Below are 15,481 nucleotides of genomic sequence, written 5' to 3'. Positions count from 1 at the left end.
CCGGACGTGTCCGCCAAACGCGAAAAACGCACACACTGGGAAGGATAGGAAATGGTACCGGCGGAGAACCCCCGTGATCGTACGTTTGTGAAGGGTTGATCCACGGGTACCGACAGTGTTCCGTGGTCGCCGAACGGATAGGGTCACTCTCCGTGGACACGATCGACCTGAGCCTCGTGGAGCTGTTGCGGGGCAACGCCCGTCTGTCGTACGCCGAACTGGCCCGGCAGGTCGGCCTCTCCGCCCCGGCCGTGCACGAGCGGGTCGGCAAGCTGGAGTCCAGCGGCGTGATCCGGGCGTACCGGGCCGAGGTCGAGCCGGAGTCGATCGGGCTCGGCGTCACAGCGCTCATCGGCATCATCGAGGACTCCGACGCGGACACCGACGACGTGCTGGAGTCGTTCCGTCGCATCCCCGAGATCGAGTCCTGCTACTTCATGGCCGGCGTCGAGTCCTTCCTGCTCAAGGCGCGAGTCGGCACGATCGCCGAGCTGGAGCAGTTGATCGTCCGGCTGAACCGGACGGCGGGTGTGGCGTCCACCCGTACCAGCATCGCCCTGTCGACCAAGTGGGAGAACCGCCCGCAGCCGCTGGAAGCGCCCACCGCCTGACGCCTCTGGCCCCGGGCCGGGGGTTGCGGTTACCGTGCGCCGATGACGAGCTCGGGACGTGGTGCCGCAGTGGTCACCGGAGCGGCGGGCGGGCTGGGGCGGGCGATCGCCGCCGCACTCCACGCCGACGGCTGGAACGTGCTGCTCAGCGACACCGACGCCGGGGCGGTGTCGGCCGCCGCCGCGCCGCTGGGTGGCTGGTCCCGCCCGCTCGACGTACGCGACGAATCCGCCTGCGCGGAGGTCGCCGCCGAGGCGGCGGCCGCGCCCGGCGGCCTCGGGCTCTGGGTGAACAACGCGGGCATCCTGGTCACCGGCCCCTCCTGGGGGCACGACGCCCGGACCCGCCGCGCGGTGGTCGAGGTGAACGCGCTCGGCGCGATGAACGGCACGCTCGCCGCCGTCGCGGTGATGCGCGAGCAGGGCCGCGGCCACGTGCTCAACGTCGTCTCGCTGGCCGGGCTGATCGCCGCGCCCGGCGAGACGGTGTACGCGGCCAGCAAGCACGCCCTGCTCGCGTTCAGCCTCGGCACCCTAAGCGACCTGCAGATGGCCGGCGTCCGGGGCGTACACGTGTCGTGCCTGTGCCCGGACGGGATCTGGACGCCGATGCTGCACGACAAGCTGGACGACCCGGGAGCGCTGGCGTCCTTCACCGGCTCGCTGCTCACGCCGGAGCGGGTGGCCGCGCGGGCCGCCCGGCTGGCCCGCCGCCCCCGGCCGGTGGTCAGCCTGCCGCGCTGGCGCGGCGCGCAGGTACGGCTCCTGGACGCCTTCCCCCGGCTCGCCCTGGCCCTCACGCCGGTGATCCGGGCCACCGGACGGGCCGGTCAGCGGCGGCAGGCCCGCCGGGTCCGGGAGAACCCGAGCCCACCTCGCTTGTAACGTTGCCGACGTGACTCACTTCGACAGGTGCGACGAGGCCAGCCGGCGCTGGGTGACCGAGGCCATCGCCACTGTCGAGGCGGACGCCAACCGTTCCGCCGACACCCACCTGCTGCCGTTCCCGCTGCCCCGCGAGTGGGGGATCGACCTCTACCTCAAGGACGAGTCGGTGCACCCCACCGGCTCGCTGAAGCACCGGCTGGCCCGCTCGCTGTTCCTCTACGGGCTCTGCAACGGCTGGATCGGCCCGGACACCACCATCGTCGAGGCGTCATCAGGCTCGACGGCCGTCTCCGAGGCGTACTTCGCCCGGATGCTCGGGCTGCCGTTCATCGCGGTCATGCCCGCCTCCACGTCGCCGGAGAAGATCGCCCAGATCGAGTTCCAGGGTGGGCGCTGCCACCTGGTGGACGACCCGTCAAAGGTCGTGGTGGAGGCGCGCTGGCTCGCCGAGGACAGCGGCGGCCGGTTCATGGACCAGTTCACCTACGCCGAGCGGGCCACCGACTGGCGGGGCAACAACAACATCGCCGAGTCGATCTACGCTCAGCTCGCGCTGGAACGGCACCCCGTGCCCGCCTGGATCGTGGTCGGCGCCGGCACCGGCGGCACCAGCGCCACCATCGGCCGATACGCCCGCTACCGGCGGCTGCCCACCAAGCTCTGCGTGGTGGACCCGGAGAACTCCGCCTTCTACCCCGCCTGGCAGGCCGGTGACTGGTCGGTGCGCACCTACCGCGGCTCCCGGATCGAGGGCATCGGGCGGCCCACCGTCGAGGCGTCCTTCCTGCCCAGCGTGGTGGACCGGATGGTGCAGGTGCCGGACGCCGCGTCGCTCGCCGCGATGCGGGCCGGCTCGGCGGTGCTCGGCCGCCGGGTGGGCGGTTCCACCGGCACCAACCTGTGGGGCGCGTTCGGGCTGATCGCGCAGATGCGGGCGGACGGGCGTACCGGGTCGGTGGTCACGCTGATCTGCGATCCGGGCGACCGGTACGCCGACACCTACTACTCCGACGAGTGGGTGGCCGCGCAGGGCCTCGACCTCGCCCCGCACCTCGCCACCATCGACCGGTTCCTGACCGACGGCACCTGGCCGGCCTGACCCGGACCCGGCGGTCAGCGCGGGTCGACCCGCTCGGCCAGCCCCGGGTAGCGCACCACGAAGCCGTCCGGGTCGACCTCCAGGTCGGCCGTGAACGTGTCACTGGAATACCGGACCCGGCCCGGGCCCAGCGAGGTGTAGACCTGCTCGGCGGGCACCACGGCCAGGCCCGGCAGCAGCACCCAGGCCACCGTCACGGCCGTGGCCAGGTCGGCGGGCAGCCGGCCCAGCCCGATCCGGCGGATCGGCAGCGTGTTCGTCAGCGGCGAACCGCCCAGGTCCACGTCGAGCGCCTCGGCCAGCCGGCCCGGGTCGTCGGTACCAGGCAGGCCCGCCGGTGGGTGGCCCGCCGCGCTCAGCGCCGCGTCCAGGTCACCCTCCTCGCCGGTACGCACGCGCCACCCGTCCCGGCCCCGCTCCAGGCGTACGCTCCGCGACCAGCCGGCGCCCTCGGACTCGACCTCCAGCCGGTTCGTCGACCAGTCCGGCCCGACGGCAAGCCGGTACCGGCACGTGTACGGGATCGGATCCACGGCGAGCGCCACACCCTGCGCGGTCAGCCCGGAACCTCCGTCGAGCACGACGTGCTCGGAGCCGGCGGTGTCGGTCCGGGCCCAGAAGAGCGACTTCGGCATGGTCCGGACGTTACGCGACCCGGCGGTCAGCGGCAGCGGATGCGCGAACGCCGCCGCCGAGCGGGTGCTCGGCGGCGGCGTCCGTGGTAGCGCTCAGATCAGTGGGTACGTGCCGGCGGGCGCCCGCCGAAGCCGCGCCTGTCGTCCCGGCCCCGCCCCTCGGCGCGGAAGCCGCCCCGGCGCTCGGCCGGTCGGGCGTCGCCCCGGTCACCGAAACGCCGCTCGGCGTGCGGGCGGTCGTCCTGGCGCCGGTCGCCGAAGCCACGCGAGCCGCTCGGCCGGTCGTCGTAGCGCCGCTCGTCGCGGTCGTACCCGCGTCCGGCCACCGGCCGCTGCCGGTCGCCGTACGGCCGGTCGGCCCGCTCGCCGAAGCGCCGGTCGTCGCCGCGCGGGCCGCGGTCGTCGGACCGCTGCTCGCCGAAGCGCCTGTCGTCGGACCGCTGGCCGCCGAAGCGCCTGTCGTCGGACCGCTGGCCGCCGAAGCGTTCGCCCCGATCGCCCAAGCTGCGGTCGTCGCGGCGCTCCGGCCGCCCGAAGCGGCGCTCGCCGCCGGACCGCTCGCCCGAGTAGCGCTCGCCGGCCGGCCGGTCGCCGAACCGGCGGTCACCGCCACGGTCAGCGAACCGGTCGCCGGACCGCTCGCCCGCCGGACGGTCGCCGAATCGGCGCTCGCCCCGGCCGTCACGGTCGCCGAACCGACGCTCGCCACGGTCGGAGAAGCCCCGCCCGCCACGGTCGAAGCCCCGGCCGTCGCGGTCGCCGAAGCGGCGCGAGCCACCGCCGCGACGCGGCTCCGGCTCGTCCCGGACCGGTACGCCGCTGGGCTCGCGCGCGCCGGTCAGCTCGGCCAGCGCCTCGTCGCCCGCCCGGACCCGGGTCTCGGCCGGCTCGACGCCCGCCTTCTCCATCATGGCCAGAGTGGTGCGGCGCTGCTTGGGCAGCACGAGCGTCGCCACCGCGCCCGACTCGCCGGCCCGGGCCGTACGGCCGGCCCGGTGCAGGTAGTCCTTGGGGTCCTTCGGCGGGTCCACGTGCAGCACCAGCGAGACGCCGTCGACGTGGATGCCCCGGGCGGCCACGTCGGTCGCGACCAGCACGGGCGTGCGGCCCTCGCGGAACTCGGCGAGCGTCTTGGTGCGCATGCGCTGGGTCTTGCCGCCGTGCAGCCCACCGGCCCGCACACCGACGGCCGCGAGCTGCTCGACGAGGCGGTCCACGCCGAGCTGCGTACGGGCGAACAGCATGGTGCGGCCCTCACGGGCGGCGATGGACGCCGCTACCGCGAACTTGTCGTGCGGCGGGATCAGCAGCAGGTGGTGATCCATGGTGGACACGGCGGCGGTGGCCGGTGCGGTCGAGTGGGTGACCGGGTCGGTCATGAACCGCTTGACGAGCGTGTCGACGTCGTTGTCCAGAGTGGCCGAGAACAGCAGCCGCTGCGCGTCCGCCGGAGTCTTCGCCAGCAGCTGGGTGACCTCGGGCAGGAAGCCCATGTCCGCCATCTGGTCGGCCTCGTCCAGCACGGTGATCTCGACGTCGTCGAGCCGGCACACGCCGCGCTCGATCAGGTCGCCGAGCCGTCCCGGGGTGGCCACGACGATCTCCACGCCGCGGCGCAGCGCGTCGATCTGCCGGTCGTACGGCACACCGCCGACGGCGGTCTTCAGGAACACGCCCACCGACTTGCCGAGCGGCACGAGGGCGTCGTTCACCTGCATGGCAAGTTCACGGGTGGGGACCAGGACCAGGGCGCGCGGGTGCAGCGGCCGGGCCCGGTTGCGGTCGGCGAGCCGGGCGATCACCGGCAGGCCGAAGGCGAGCGTCTTGCCCGAGCCGGTCTGGCCGCGGCCGAGGACGTCGCGGCCCGCGAGCGAGTCGGGCAGCGTGGCCCGCTGGATCTCGAACGGGGTGGTGATGCCCTGCCGGGCGAGCGTCTCGACGAGCTGCCGGGGCAGGCCGAGCGACGCGAAGTCGACGGTGTCGGGCGTCGGGTCGACGGACGGGGACGTGCTGGATTCAGCGAACGTGGTCAAGAAATACCTCTCGAGCGGGGCGCATCTTCGCGATGGCCCGCCGCGGCCTGTCACGCCGCCGAATCGCCCGCAAGATCGCCCATGGGCGCGCGCAGTCGGGCGCGCCGGGTCAATGATCAGAGACAAGTGTACGGCGCGACGCCGACTCCGCCAGGGCAACGCGAGACCGTAGTGGGCGGGCTCACCCCTGTCACTCGATGAGCACGGTCCCGGTCAGGCCGCTCAGTGCGTCGTTGGCCAGGAAGACCACGAGCAGGCTGATCGCGATGAGCATGGTCAGCGCGATCGCCAGCACGATGATCACCTTGGTGTTGCCGCCCCGGGCCGCCGGGCTCTCCTCGGACCAGCCCTGGGCGAGGATGTGCCCGGTCAGCGATCCGGAGTTCTCCAACGGGTTGCCCTGCGGGAACGACACGGTGGCGAAACCGGGCCCGTCGGTCCCGCCGTACGCGGTGGAGGCGAGATCCGGGCCGGCGGGCTGCGGGCGTACCGGACGGGTCGTGTCGGCGTCGCGGGCGGGCGTGGCCGGCGGCGGCCAGGTCGGCAGCGCCGGGGCCGGCACCACGGGCGGCGGCGGTGCCGACACGGGCGCGGCGGCCCACGACGGCAGTGCACCGTCCGGCGTGCCGGGCGTGACCGACTGCGACAGGGGCGCGGCCGGTGGGCCCGGTACGGCGGCCCGCGCGGGCGGGAACGACGAGCCGGCCGCCGGGGCGGGGAACAGCGGCGCGGGCAGCGTGCCCGACCCGCCGGTCATCGCCGGTGGCGGCGGGAACGGCGGCGCGGGCATCGGGCCCGGCGGAGGCGGTGGCGGGGGTACGGGCGGACCCGGCGGCGGCACGGGCGGCCCGGGGACCGGTGGCACCGGCCCGGGCGTGGGGGTCGGCGGGGTGGGCGCGGGCGGCGTGGGCAGGGGCGGCGTGGGCCGGAGCGGGGGCTCCGGCTCGGGCACCGGCGGCGCGGGCGACGGCGGCGTCGGACCGGGCACCGGGGTCGGCGCCGGCTCGGGCTCCGGGCCGTTCGGTGCCGGAGGCTGCGCGGGCTCCGGCGGCTGGACCGGCTCCGGCGGTTCCGGGTTCACCGGTCCGGCCCGGTAGACGGTGGCGGCGGCGGGCGGCGCGGCCACCACGGAGGCGGCGACCTCCGCGGCGGAGACGCGGCTCAGGCCGGGCACCGACGCGCTGGCCCGGGCGGACCCGGCCTGCCCGACGCCCGTGGACGCGCCGGCGGGTGAGGCCGGGCGGTCGGCCGCGGAGGCCGGCGTCGCGTCCGGCAGGGAGTCGACGGACCCACGCGGCAGGGAGCCCGCGGGTTCGGCGGACGCCGAGTCGTCGGACGTGCCCGGCAGGGAGCCGGCGGACGGTGCGGTGACAGGTGCGGCCGGTTCAGACTTGCCGGCTCCGGCCGCCGAGGGCTCGGCGGACCCGGCGGGAGAGGTTCCGGAGCCGCCGTGCGGCTCGGAGGTGGTCCCGTCGGCGGCGTCCGCCTGCCGGGCCGGTGCGGTGTCGCGGTCCGGCCGGTCGTCGGTCAGGCTCCCGGCGCCGGCCGGCGATGCGGCCTCCACCGCCGCCGCGTCGGCGGGCGGAGCGGGTACGGGCACGCGTGCGGAACCGGAGACGCGGGGAGCCGGGATGACCGCCGGAGCGCTGCCGGGCCTACCCGGGGAGGCGTCGCCGTCCGCCGCCGGTGCGGCGGCGGGCTCGGATGCCGCGCCGGCCGGGGCGGGCTGCGGCGTCGCCGGGCGTTCGGCCACGGCGAAGGCGGACCAACTGGACGGCGGCACCGTGGCGCCGGGCAGGCGCCGGTCCAACGGCGGTGGGGTGTTCGCCGGAGTGCCCGCCCGGTACGTCGTGGGACCGGCCTGCGGAAGCGGCTGCTCGTCAGCGGCGGGCGGCGGCACGGCCGAACCGGCGACCGACACCCGTGCCCGCGCGACGGCTACCGGCCCGGGCGAGACCGAAGCGTGGTCGTCGCCGGCCGGGCCGGCGGGGTCGGGCGTCGGTCCCGGGTGGACCTTCTCCGCCGGAACGTCCTGCTCGCCCATCTCGCCCCTCCGCACCCACGCTCGCCTCCAGCCGTGGCGCCGACCGGAAGTGCCTGGATCTCACCGTGCCACATTCCGGCCCGGGAGCACAGCCGGAGTGGCGGTTGGGTCAGTCGGCGCTGCTGCTCGGGCTGGCGGAGCCGCTGCCGGCCGTGCTGCTCGACGGGGCGGCGCTGCTGCTGCTCGGCGCGGCGCTGCTGGTGTCCGGCTCGGCGCTCGCACTCTGGGTCGGCGTCGGGTCGGGCGAGTCGGTCGGGCTCGGCGGCGGCGTGCTCGGCGCGGGGCTGGACGTCGTCGGCTTCGGCGTCGGAGTGGTGGGCTTCGGCGTCGTGGGCTTCGGCGTGGTCGGCGTCGGCTTGGGCGTGGTCGACGGCTTCGGCGTGGTGGGCGTCGGCTTGGGGGTCGTCGACGGCTTCGGCGGGGTGGCCGGCACGGTCGGCGGCTGCGCGGGCGTGGCCGGGGCGGGTACGGCGCCGATCACCCGGGTGGCGGCATAGAGCCGGGACCAGCGGACCACCGAGATCTTGACGACGTCGCCGGTCCGCGGCGCCTCCACCATCTTGCCGTTGCCGATGTACATGGCGACGTGGTGGACGCTCGTCCAGCTGCTGCCGGAGGCGAAGAACAGCAGGTCACCGGGGAGAAGGGCGTTCGGCGAGACGGTGCGGGAACGGGTGGCGAAGTACTGGTCCTTGGCGACGCGGGGCAGGCCCCGGTAGCCGGCCGCCTGGTAGGAGGCGAGCATCAGGCCGGAGCAGTCGAACCGGTCCGGGCCCTCGGCGGCCCACAGGTAGGGGTCACCGAGCTGGGCGAGGGCGTAGCGCACGGCGGCGAGCGCCCGCGGGTCCGCCACCAGGCCGTCGATGCCCTGGTCGACCACGTACGAGGTGCCGAGCCGCTGCTCGGCGGCGTCCGCCAGGCGCTCGACCTCCAGGAGCTTGGCCGCGTTCTCCTTGCGCAGTGCGATGAGCGCGGTCTCCTGCTTGCGCAGGTCGGTCTCGGCACGGGTGAACGCGGCGGCCTTCTCGGTCGCCCGCCGCTGGGCCGATTCGTGCGCCTCCCGCGCGATCTGCTCGGCGCTCGTGGCACGGAGGAGTTCGCCGGTCACCGACGTGGTGGCGCCCTCGGCCTTGTCGCCCCGGGTGATGCGTTGGAGGTTGGCGAACTCACGCAGGCTCGCGCCGAACTCGCCCGGGGGCAGCGCGGCGTCGGCCTTGACCGCGTCGGCGGCGGCGCTCTTGGCGTTGTCCTGGGCGCGGCGGAGCGCGTCCTGGGCCTCCTTGAGCCGGGCGGCGGACTGGGTCAGCTCGGTCTGGGCGGCGTCCCGCTCGGTCTTGATCCGGAGCAGTTCCTCGCCCAGCAGGGTGACCCGGGCGTCGAGCTGGTTGATCTGGGCGATCAGCGGGCCGTCGGCCGGATTGGTCACGCCGGTGGTGGCACCCGCGCCGGGGAGACCCGGGACGGTGACGCCGGGCACGCCCGGAACGGTGCCGGGTACGCCGGGAACGGTGCCCGGCACGCCGGGAACGGTGCCGGGTACGCCGCGCACGCCGCCGGACGAGCCGGGCAGTTGCAGGGGCCCGGTGGCCTGGGGCCGGGAGCCGGTGTCGGGCACGACGTCGGGCAGCGGGTCGGCCCATGCGGGTGTGGCGAGCGCCGCGGCCGCGACCGCCCCCAGGAGGGCGGACCAGAGCGCCGGGCGCAGGATCGGTGAGATCACCGGCTGCCGTCCTCGTCGCCGTCGGGCCTTGGTGCTGTGAGCCATACCGCTCCCCGTCCGGTCTGGGGTCCGTCACGCGTGCTTGGGGCGTGTCGGGACAGGACGGCCCTGGTGTGTGTTCCGCCCCACCCTGTCTTACCTCACGGTTGCGACAATGTCGATGTGCGGAGCGTGACGAACGGTGAACCGGCGCGACCACGTCGGCGGCCGGTCGGGCCCGCGACGTACGCTCGATCGGGAACCCAGGTGGAAGGACGTGGCTTTCGGATGGACGCCGGACTCAAGCGCGAACTCGAGGCGAAGGTGTACGCGGGGGAGCGGCTGACCCGCGAGGACGGCATCGCCCTCTACGCCAGCGACGACCTGACCTGGCTGGGCCGGCTGGCCCACCACAGGCGTACCGAGCTCAACGGCGACCGGGTGATGTTCAACGTCAACCGGCACCTGAACCTGACGAACGTCTGCTCGGCGTCATGCGCGTACTGCTCGTTCCAGCGCAAGCCGGGCGAGAAGGACGCCTACACGATGCGCATCGACGAGGCGGTCCGCAAGGCCAAGGAGATGGAGGACGAGCAGCTCACCGAGCTGCACATCGTCAACGGCCTGCACCCGACGCTGCCCTGGCGCTACTACCCGAAGGTGCTGCGCGAGCTGAAGGCCGCGCTGCCGAACGTCAACCTCAAGGCGTTCACCGCCACCGAGGTGCAGTGGTTCGAGAAGATCAGCGGGCTCAGCGCCGACGCGATCCTCGACGAGCTGATGGACGCCGGCCTGGAGTCGCTCACCGGCGGTGGCGCGGAGATCTTCGACTGGGAGGTCCGGCAGCACATCGTCGACCACAACTGCCACTGGGAGGACTGGTCGCGCATCCACCGGCTGGCCCACTCGAAGGGCATGAAGACGCCGTCGACCATGCTCTACGGCCACATCGAGGAGCCCCGGCACCGGGTCGACCACGTGCTGCGGCTGCGTGAGCTGCAGGACGAGACCGGCGGCTTCCAGGTCTTCATCCCGCTGCGCTACCAGCACGACTTCGTCGACTCGGCGGACGGCAAGATCCGTAACCGGATCCAGGCCCGGACCACGATGGCCTCGCCGGCCGAGTCGCTGAAGACGTTCGCGGTCTCCCGGCTGCTGTTCGACAACGTGCCGCACGTGAAGTGCTTCTGGGTCATGCACGGGCTGTCGGTCGCGCAGCTCTCGCTGAACTTCGGCGTCGACGACCTGGACGGCTCGGTCGTGGAATACAAGATCACTCACGACGCCGATTCGTACGGCACGCCGAACACCATGCACCGCGACGACCTGCTGCACATGATCTGGGACGCCGGCTTCCGTCCGGTCGAGCGGAACACCCGCTACGAGATCGTCCGCGAGTACGACGGGCCGCCGTCGCTGGCGGAGCGCCGGTCCGAGCCGCAGCAGGTCTGGGCCTGACCTGGCGATGAGCGACGAGGAACAGCAGCGCGGCTTCCCCCGGCGCGACGCCGAGGGGCGCATCCTCACCCTCGGTGACCTGCTCGGGGTGAGCCTCGCCGGCCTGGTCATCGGGGTGCTGGCGCTGCTGGTCTTCGAGTGGGCGTTCGCCACCGTCGGCGACAGCGGTTTCGGGGGCACGAACGGCTGGCTCGCGGTGATCCTGCCGCTCTGGCTGTTCTGGGACGAGTTCCGGGCCTGGGAGTTCGGCGCCGCCCGGGTGGTGGCCGCGCTGGTCGGGCTCGGGCTCGGCGTCGTCGCCGGCCTGCTGGTCGCGGGCCTGGCCTCCGGGCTGCCCGCGCTGTTCACCGGCGCGCTGGCCGCGGCGGTGTTCACAGTGGTCTACGCCGTCATCTGGTTTCATGGCGTGCACTGGCTGGCCCGGCGTACGGGCTGAGGCACGGAGAGAGTGGGAATGCGGGAATGAGCGCGGCGGTCAAGTACACGCTGGGCCGGATCGGGCTGTTCGTCGCCGTGCTGGCAGCCCTCTGGTTCGTCGAGATGAACATGTTCCTGCGGCTGATGGTGGCGTTGATCTCCTCCGCCGCACTGTCGTTCTTCCTGCTGCGCAGCTGGCGGGACGAGATGGCCGGGGAGATGGCGGAGGCGGCCGAGCGCCGTCGCGCCGAGAAGGACCGGCTGCGCTCCGCGCTCGCCGGTGAGGACGAGCCGGATACCGAGCGCCGCGACGGCTGAGCGGACGTACGAGGGGCCCGGCGCCGGGTGTGGCGCCGGGCCCTTCGTCTTCACCGGTCAGCCGAGCCGTTCACCGGTCGGTCGAGCCGTTCACCAGTTGGTCGAGCCCGGGACGACCGGCCACGGCCGGTCGGCCGGCTTGATCAGGTACGCGATGCCGCCGGATCCGGAGGCCACGGTGCCGTTGGCCCGGTAGCGCTTGGTGCGCAGCCAGATCTGCTCGAACTGCTCCCGCTTGTAGACGTTGCGGACCGCGTCGTTCGACGAGGACGCGGGGTCGTTGACGATCACGTCGCCGTCGGCGGTGAAGCCGACGATCACGAACAGGTGCCCGGAGGTGCCGTAGTTGGCCCCGTCCAGCTCGCTGGCGAGGAACGACTGCGAGGTCACCACCGGGATGCCCGCCTTGATGAAGCGTTCCGCCTCGTCCAGCGAGTGCAGCCGGGTGACCCGCGCCTCCAGGCCGGGGAAGCTCGACGCGTACGCGGTGTTGAACGGCCAGTTGCCGGCGCCGGAGTACTCGTAGTCGTAGGTCATCCGGGCGGCGTGGTCGACTGTCGGGTCGGGGTAGGAGGGGTCGACCCAGGAGATGTCCTCGGCCGAGGGCTTGCGGCCCCAGTACTCGACCACCATCTCCGTCGAGGTGGGGGAGCACCACGCCTCACCGCCGCCGTCGTACTCGGGGTACTCGCCGATGTGGATGTTCTGCGAGTAGCGCGGCACGGCCAGCTCGGTGCCCCAGGCGATGCCGCCCCGGCTCGGGGTGACGGTGAACCGGTCCGGCACGTTCGACGCCATCGCGCCGAGCATCCGGACCTGCGGCGCGGCGGCCTGACCGGGCGCGCGGTAGAGCGTCAGCCGCAACTGGTACGAGCGCAGCAGCACACCGGCGCCGGCGTCGTCGATCGAGAACGTGTCGGTCCAGATGCTCGACCACGGGTCACCCTGGCCGTCCAGGGTGGACCGCTTGATGTCCTGGTCGCCGGAGGCCCAGCGGCCCATGACGTACCACGGGGTCTGTGCCCCGGTGTTGTACGTGCCGTGCAGCTCGACCTGGATCCAGGTGCCGGCCGGGGTGGCGGCGTTCCACGACGCGACCATCTCGGTGGCGTCGAAGCCGATCCGCCGCTCCGGCGAGGTCCAGGTGGCGTACTCCCAGGTGCGGGTCGTGCCGGTGTGCTCGTCGGTGAACTCGGTGGTGCCCGCCGGGCGGTCGATGGTCAGCGCCGGGTGGCGGCCCGGTACGGCGCGGGTGCCCTGGTGGGAGCCGGTACGCCAGTCGGGGAAGCGGGAGAACTCCTGAAAGGTGATCTGTTCGTCGTGCGTGACGCCCGGTCGCGCGGCTTGTGCCTGGACCGGTGCGCTCGTGGCGAGGAGGGTGAGCGCGGTGAGGCCGGCGAGGGCGGCCGCGCGCATGGGTCTTCCGAACATGGCAGCTCCACAGGGAGACGGCATCGTTGCCGTTCACTGTCCCGCTTGGCGGGAAGTTTCGCCAGATGTTCAGGCATAGAAAATCATTGCCGAAGTGACGATCAGGCCGGGATGGCTAAAGAGAGAGACAGATATTGATATGACCATGTGTCTCCTGGTGGAGTGTGTGGACAACGGGATCTCCCGTACCCCCAGGAGGTTGTCCATGGCCTTCCGCACCTCTCCGCTCCGCCGCCGGCTGGCGCTCGCCGCCGCCGTCGGCCTGACCATCGTCCTCACCGCGGCCGCCGCGCCCGCCGTCGCCCGGCCCGCGCCGGAAAACTCCGGCGAGCCGGCCACCGTCGCCTACCGGGTGCTCGGCCCGCGTACGGCGGCCGACCGCACCGCCGTCGCCTCCACCGGCGCCGCGATCGACTACTCCGAGCACGGCGTGCTGCACGTCACGGCGACCAAGGCCGAGGCGAACGCGATCACCCGGCTCGGATTCCGGCTCGAGAAGGACGTCGTGCCGGAGCACGACCACGCCGACGGGGGCATGACCGCCAACGCGTTCCCGTCCGCCGACTCGAACTACCACGACTACGCCGAGCTGACCGCCGTGGTGAACAAGGTGGTGGCCGACCACCCGACGATCGCCCGCAAGCTGAGCATCGGCACCTCGTACCAGGGCCGGGACCTGATGGCGGTGAAGATCTCCGACAACGTCGCCACCGACGAGGCCGAGCCGGAGATCCTGTTCAACGCCCAGCAGCACGCCCGTGAGCACCTGACCGTGGAGATGGCGATCTACCTGCTCAACCTCTTCACCGACAACTACGGCAGCGACTCCCGGATCACCGGCATCGTCAACTCCCGGGAGATCTGGATCGTCCCCACCGTCAACCCGGACGGCAGCGAGTACGACATCGCCACCGGCTCGTACCGCTCATGGCGCAAGAACCGGCAGCCCAACAGCGGTTCGACAGCCGTCGGCACCGACCTGAACCGCAACTGGGGCTACCAGTGGGGCTGCTGCGGCGGCTCGTCCGGCACCAAGTCGTCGGACACCTACCGGGGCCCGTCCGCCTTCTCCGCCCCGGAGACCGCGGCGCTGCGCAACTTCGTCAACAGCCGGGTCGTCGGCGGGGTGCAGCAGATCAAGGCGAACATCGACTTCCACACCTACTCGCAACTGGTGCTCTGGCCGTACGGGTACACGTACAACAACACCGCCACCGGGATGAACGCCGACCAGTACAACACCTTCGCCACCATCGGGCGGCAGATGGCGGCGACGAACAACTACACCCCGGAGCAGTCGAGCGACCTCTACATCGCCGACGGCACGAGCATCGACTGGATGTGGGGCGCCCACAAGATCTGGGCGTACACCTTCGAGATGTACCCCGGCTCGGCCTCCGGCGGCGGCTTCTACCCGCCGGACGAGGTGATCCCGGCGCAGACCTCACGCAACCGGGAGGCCGTGCTGATCCTGTCCGAGTACGCCGACTGCCCGTACCGGGCGATCGGGAAGCAGAGCCAGTACTGCTGACCTCACCACCGGGCGGGAACCCCGGTTCCACCCCCGCCGGGGTTCCCGCCCACCCCCTCCCGTCCGGACGATCTCCGCTGGTCGTGCGCTACCGTGGCACCGACCGTGCGACAGCGAAGCCGGTGCGAAACCGGCGCTGTCCCGCAACTGTGATGCCCCGTACGCGCGGCTCCGGCCTTCCGCCGGCGCCGACGGACGTGGGACGAGCCAGGTCGCCTGTGGCCCGGTCGCGACACGCGCTCTCGAGGAAGGGCGCCTCGCGGGCGGGCCTTTCCCCTGTCGGCGAAGCACCACACTCCTCGACCGACAGGAGGTCCCCATGTCCAGACGTACCCCCCGGATCTTCGCCGCCGCCCTCGCGGCCGGCGTGCTGCTTCTCGGCGGCTGCGCCGAGAAGACCTCGACCGACACCCCCGCCGCGGGCGGCTCCGGCGGCGCGTTCCCGGCCACCGTCGGCAAGCTGACGCTGGAGAAGCGGCCCGAGAAGATCGTCTCGCTCTCGCCGACCTCCACCGAGATGCTCTTCGCCATCGGCGCCGGCAAGCAGGTCACCGCCGCCGACGACCAGTCGAACTACCCGCCCGAGGCGCCCCGCAGCGACCTGTCCGGCTACCAGCCGAACGCCGAGGCGATCGCGGCCAAGAACCCCGACCTGGTGGTGATCTCGGACAACCTCAACAAGATCGCCGACCAGCTCGTCGCGCTGAAGATCCCGGTCCTCCAGATCCCGGCTGCGGCCACGCTCGACGACACGTACCGGCAGCTCACCGACCTGGGCACGCTCACCGGCCACCGGTCCGAGGCGGACGCCGTGGTGCAGAAGATGAAGGACGACATCACCGCGCTGACCAAGGACCTCCCGAAGCGTACGGAGAAGCCGACCTACTACCACGAGCTGGGCCCGGAGCTGTACACGGCGACCAGCAAGACGTTCATCGGCACCATCTACGCGCTCGCCGGCCTGGAGAACATCGCCGACCCGTCGGACGCCGACGGGAAGAACGGCGGCTACCCGCAGCTCTCCCAGGAGGTCATCGTCAAGGCGAACCCCGACTTCGTCTTCCTCTCCGACACCAAGTGCTGCAAGCAGAGCGCCGACACGGTGAAGGCGCGCAGCGGCTGGGCCGGCATCACCGCCGTGAAGAACAACCAGATCGTGGAGCTGGACGACGACATCGCCTCCCGCTGGGGCCCGCGCGTGGTCGACCTGCTCAAGGTGATCGTCGACGCCACCGCCAAGGTCCCGGCCTGACCGTGGCCGTACGACAGGCGGACTCCGCCCCTCACCCGGCCGGGACGCCCGACGCGCCCCGGCCG

Annotated in this window: 12 protein-coding genes, 1 pseudogene and 1 riboswitch; of the genes and pseudogenes, 8 read left to right on the top strand and 5 right to left on the bottom strand. The window is 73.0% G+C overall.

All coding sequences use genetic code 11. The features are described 5' to 3' along the window. Nucleotides 1-152 precede the first annotated feature (152 nt). From Q3W68_RS06795 to Q3W68_RS06785, 3 genes are read left to right on the top strand one after another with little or no spacing between them, the layout of a single operon-like run. Nucleotides 153-611, top strand: a complete 459-nt coding sequence (locus tag Q3W68_RS06795; RefSeq protein WP_120572118.1) for an Lrp/AsnC family transcriptional regulator — start codon at nucleotides 153-155, stop codon at nucleotides 609-611. A 42-nt stretch (nucleotides 612-653) separates the two neighbouring features. Further along, on the top strand, nucleotides 654-1,496 hold the full coding sequence (locus tag Q3W68_RS06790; RefSeq protein WP_302904606.1) for an SDR family oxidoreductase: 843 nt from the start codon (nucleotides 654-656) through the stop codon (nucleotides 1,494-1,496). A 10-nt stretch (nucleotides 1,497-1,506) separates the two neighbouring features. Beyond that, the gene (locus Q3W68_RS06785; protein WP_302904605.1) at nucleotides 1,507-2,598 is read left to right on the top strand and encodes a PLP-dependent cysteine synthase family protein; all 1,092 of its coding nucleotides are present in this window, start codon (nucleotides 1,507-1,509) and stop codon (nucleotides 2,596-2,598) included. A 14-nt stretch (nucleotides 2,599-2,612) separates the two neighbouring features. Here the strand turns inward: Q3W68_RS06785 and Q3W68_RS06780 are convergent, their stop codons facing one another. From Q3W68_RS06780 to Q3W68_RS06765, 4 genes are all read right to left on the bottom strand, one after another. Beyond that, nucleotides 2,613-3,233 (bottom strand): putative glycolipid-binding domain-containing protein, encoded by a 621-nt coding sequence (locus Q3W68_RS06780; protein ID WP_302904603.1) that lies wholly within the window; start codon nucleotides 3,231-3,233, stop codon nucleotides 2,613-2,615. Between the two features lie 98 nt (nucleotides 3,234-3,331). Further along, nucleotides 3,332-5,266, bottom strand: a complete 1,935-nt coding sequence (locus Q3W68_RS06775) for a DEAD/DEAH box helicase (protein WP_302904602.1) — start codon at nucleotides 5,264-5,266, stop codon at nucleotides 3,332-3,334. Nucleotides 5,267-5,456: 190 nt separating this feature from the next. Then, nucleotides 5,457-7,310 carry a hypothetical protein gene (locus tag Q3W68_RS06770; protein WP_302904601.1) on the bottom strand — a complete coding sequence of 618 codons (1,854 nt, stop codon included), beginning with the start codon at nucleotides 7,308-7,310 and terminating at the stop codon, nucleotides 5,457-5,459. 109 nt (nucleotides 7,311-7,419) lie between these two features. Beyond that, a complete protein-coding gene (locus Q3W68_RS06765) occupies nucleotides 7,420-9,075 on the bottom strand; it encodes a C40 family peptidase (RefSeq protein ID WP_302904600.1) in 1,656 nt (551 codons plus the stop codon). A gap of 222 nt (nucleotides 9,076-9,297) precedes the next feature. Here Q3W68_RS06765 and mqnE point away from each other — a divergent pair, with 222 nt between their 5' ends. The 3 genes from mqnE to Q3W68_RS06750 are packed head-to-tail and all read left to right on the top strand — an operon-like array spanning nucleotide 9,298 to nucleotide 11,202. After that, nucleotides 9,298-10,467 carry an aminofutalosine synthase MqnE gene (gene mqnE / locus Q3W68_RS06760; RefSeq protein WP_302904599.1) on the top strand — a complete coding sequence of 390 codons (1,170 nt, stop codon included), beginning with the start codon at nucleotides 9,298-9,300 and terminating at the stop codon, nucleotides 10,465-10,467. Between the two features lie 7 nt (nucleotides 10,468-10,474). Next, nucleotides 10,475-10,903: a hypothetical protein gene (locus Q3W68_RS06755; protein WP_302904598.1), complete on the top strand. Its 429-nt coding sequence runs from the start codon at nucleotides 10,475-10,477 to the stop codon at nucleotides 10,901-10,903. 26 nt (nucleotides 10,904-10,929) lie between these two features. Beyond that, nucleotides 10,930-11,202 (top strand): DUF4229 domain-containing protein, encoded by a 273-nt coding sequence (locus tag Q3W68_RS06750; protein WP_302904597.1) that lies wholly within the window; start codon nucleotides 10,930-10,932, stop codon nucleotides 11,200-11,202. 90 nt (nucleotides 11,203-11,292) lie between these two features. On the opposite strand, the gene Q3W68_RS06745 is transcribed toward Q3W68_RS06750, so the two are convergent. Next, nucleotides 11,293-12,633 carry a C39 family peptidase gene (locus Q3W68_RS06745; protein WP_302904596.1) on the bottom strand — a complete coding sequence of 447 codons (1,341 nt, stop codon included), beginning with the start codon at nucleotides 12,631-12,633 and terminating at the stop codon, nucleotides 11,293-11,295. Nucleotides 12,634-12,838: 205 nt separating this feature from the next. Between Q3W68_RS06745 and Q3W68_RS06740 the strand changes: the two are divergent. Beyond that, nucleotides 12,839-14,161: pseudogene (locus Q3W68_RS06740) on the top strand (M14 family metallopeptidase); the annotation flags it as partial. A gap of 121 nt (nucleotides 14,162-14,282) precedes the next feature. Next, nucleotides 14,283-14,376, top strand: a riboswitch (cobalamin riboswitch). A gap of 107 nt (nucleotides 14,377-14,483) precedes the next feature. Then, on the top strand, nucleotides 14,484-15,416 hold the full coding sequence (locus Q3W68_RS06735; RefSeq protein ID WP_302904595.1) for an ABC transporter substrate-binding protein: 933 nt from the start codon (nucleotides 14,484-14,486) through the stop codon (nucleotides 15,414-15,416). The last annotated feature ends 65 nt before the right edge of the window (nucleotides 15,417-15,481 follow it).

The organism is Micromonospora sp. C28ISP2-4 (genome assembly GCF_030519385.1).
Lineage (GTDB): Bacteria > Actinomycetota > Actinomycetes > Mycobacteriales > Micromonosporaceae > Micromonospora > Micromonospora tulbaghiae.
The sequence above is the reverse complement of the archived record's forward strand: the minus strand, read 5'-3'. Positions and strand labels throughout refer to the sequence as shown.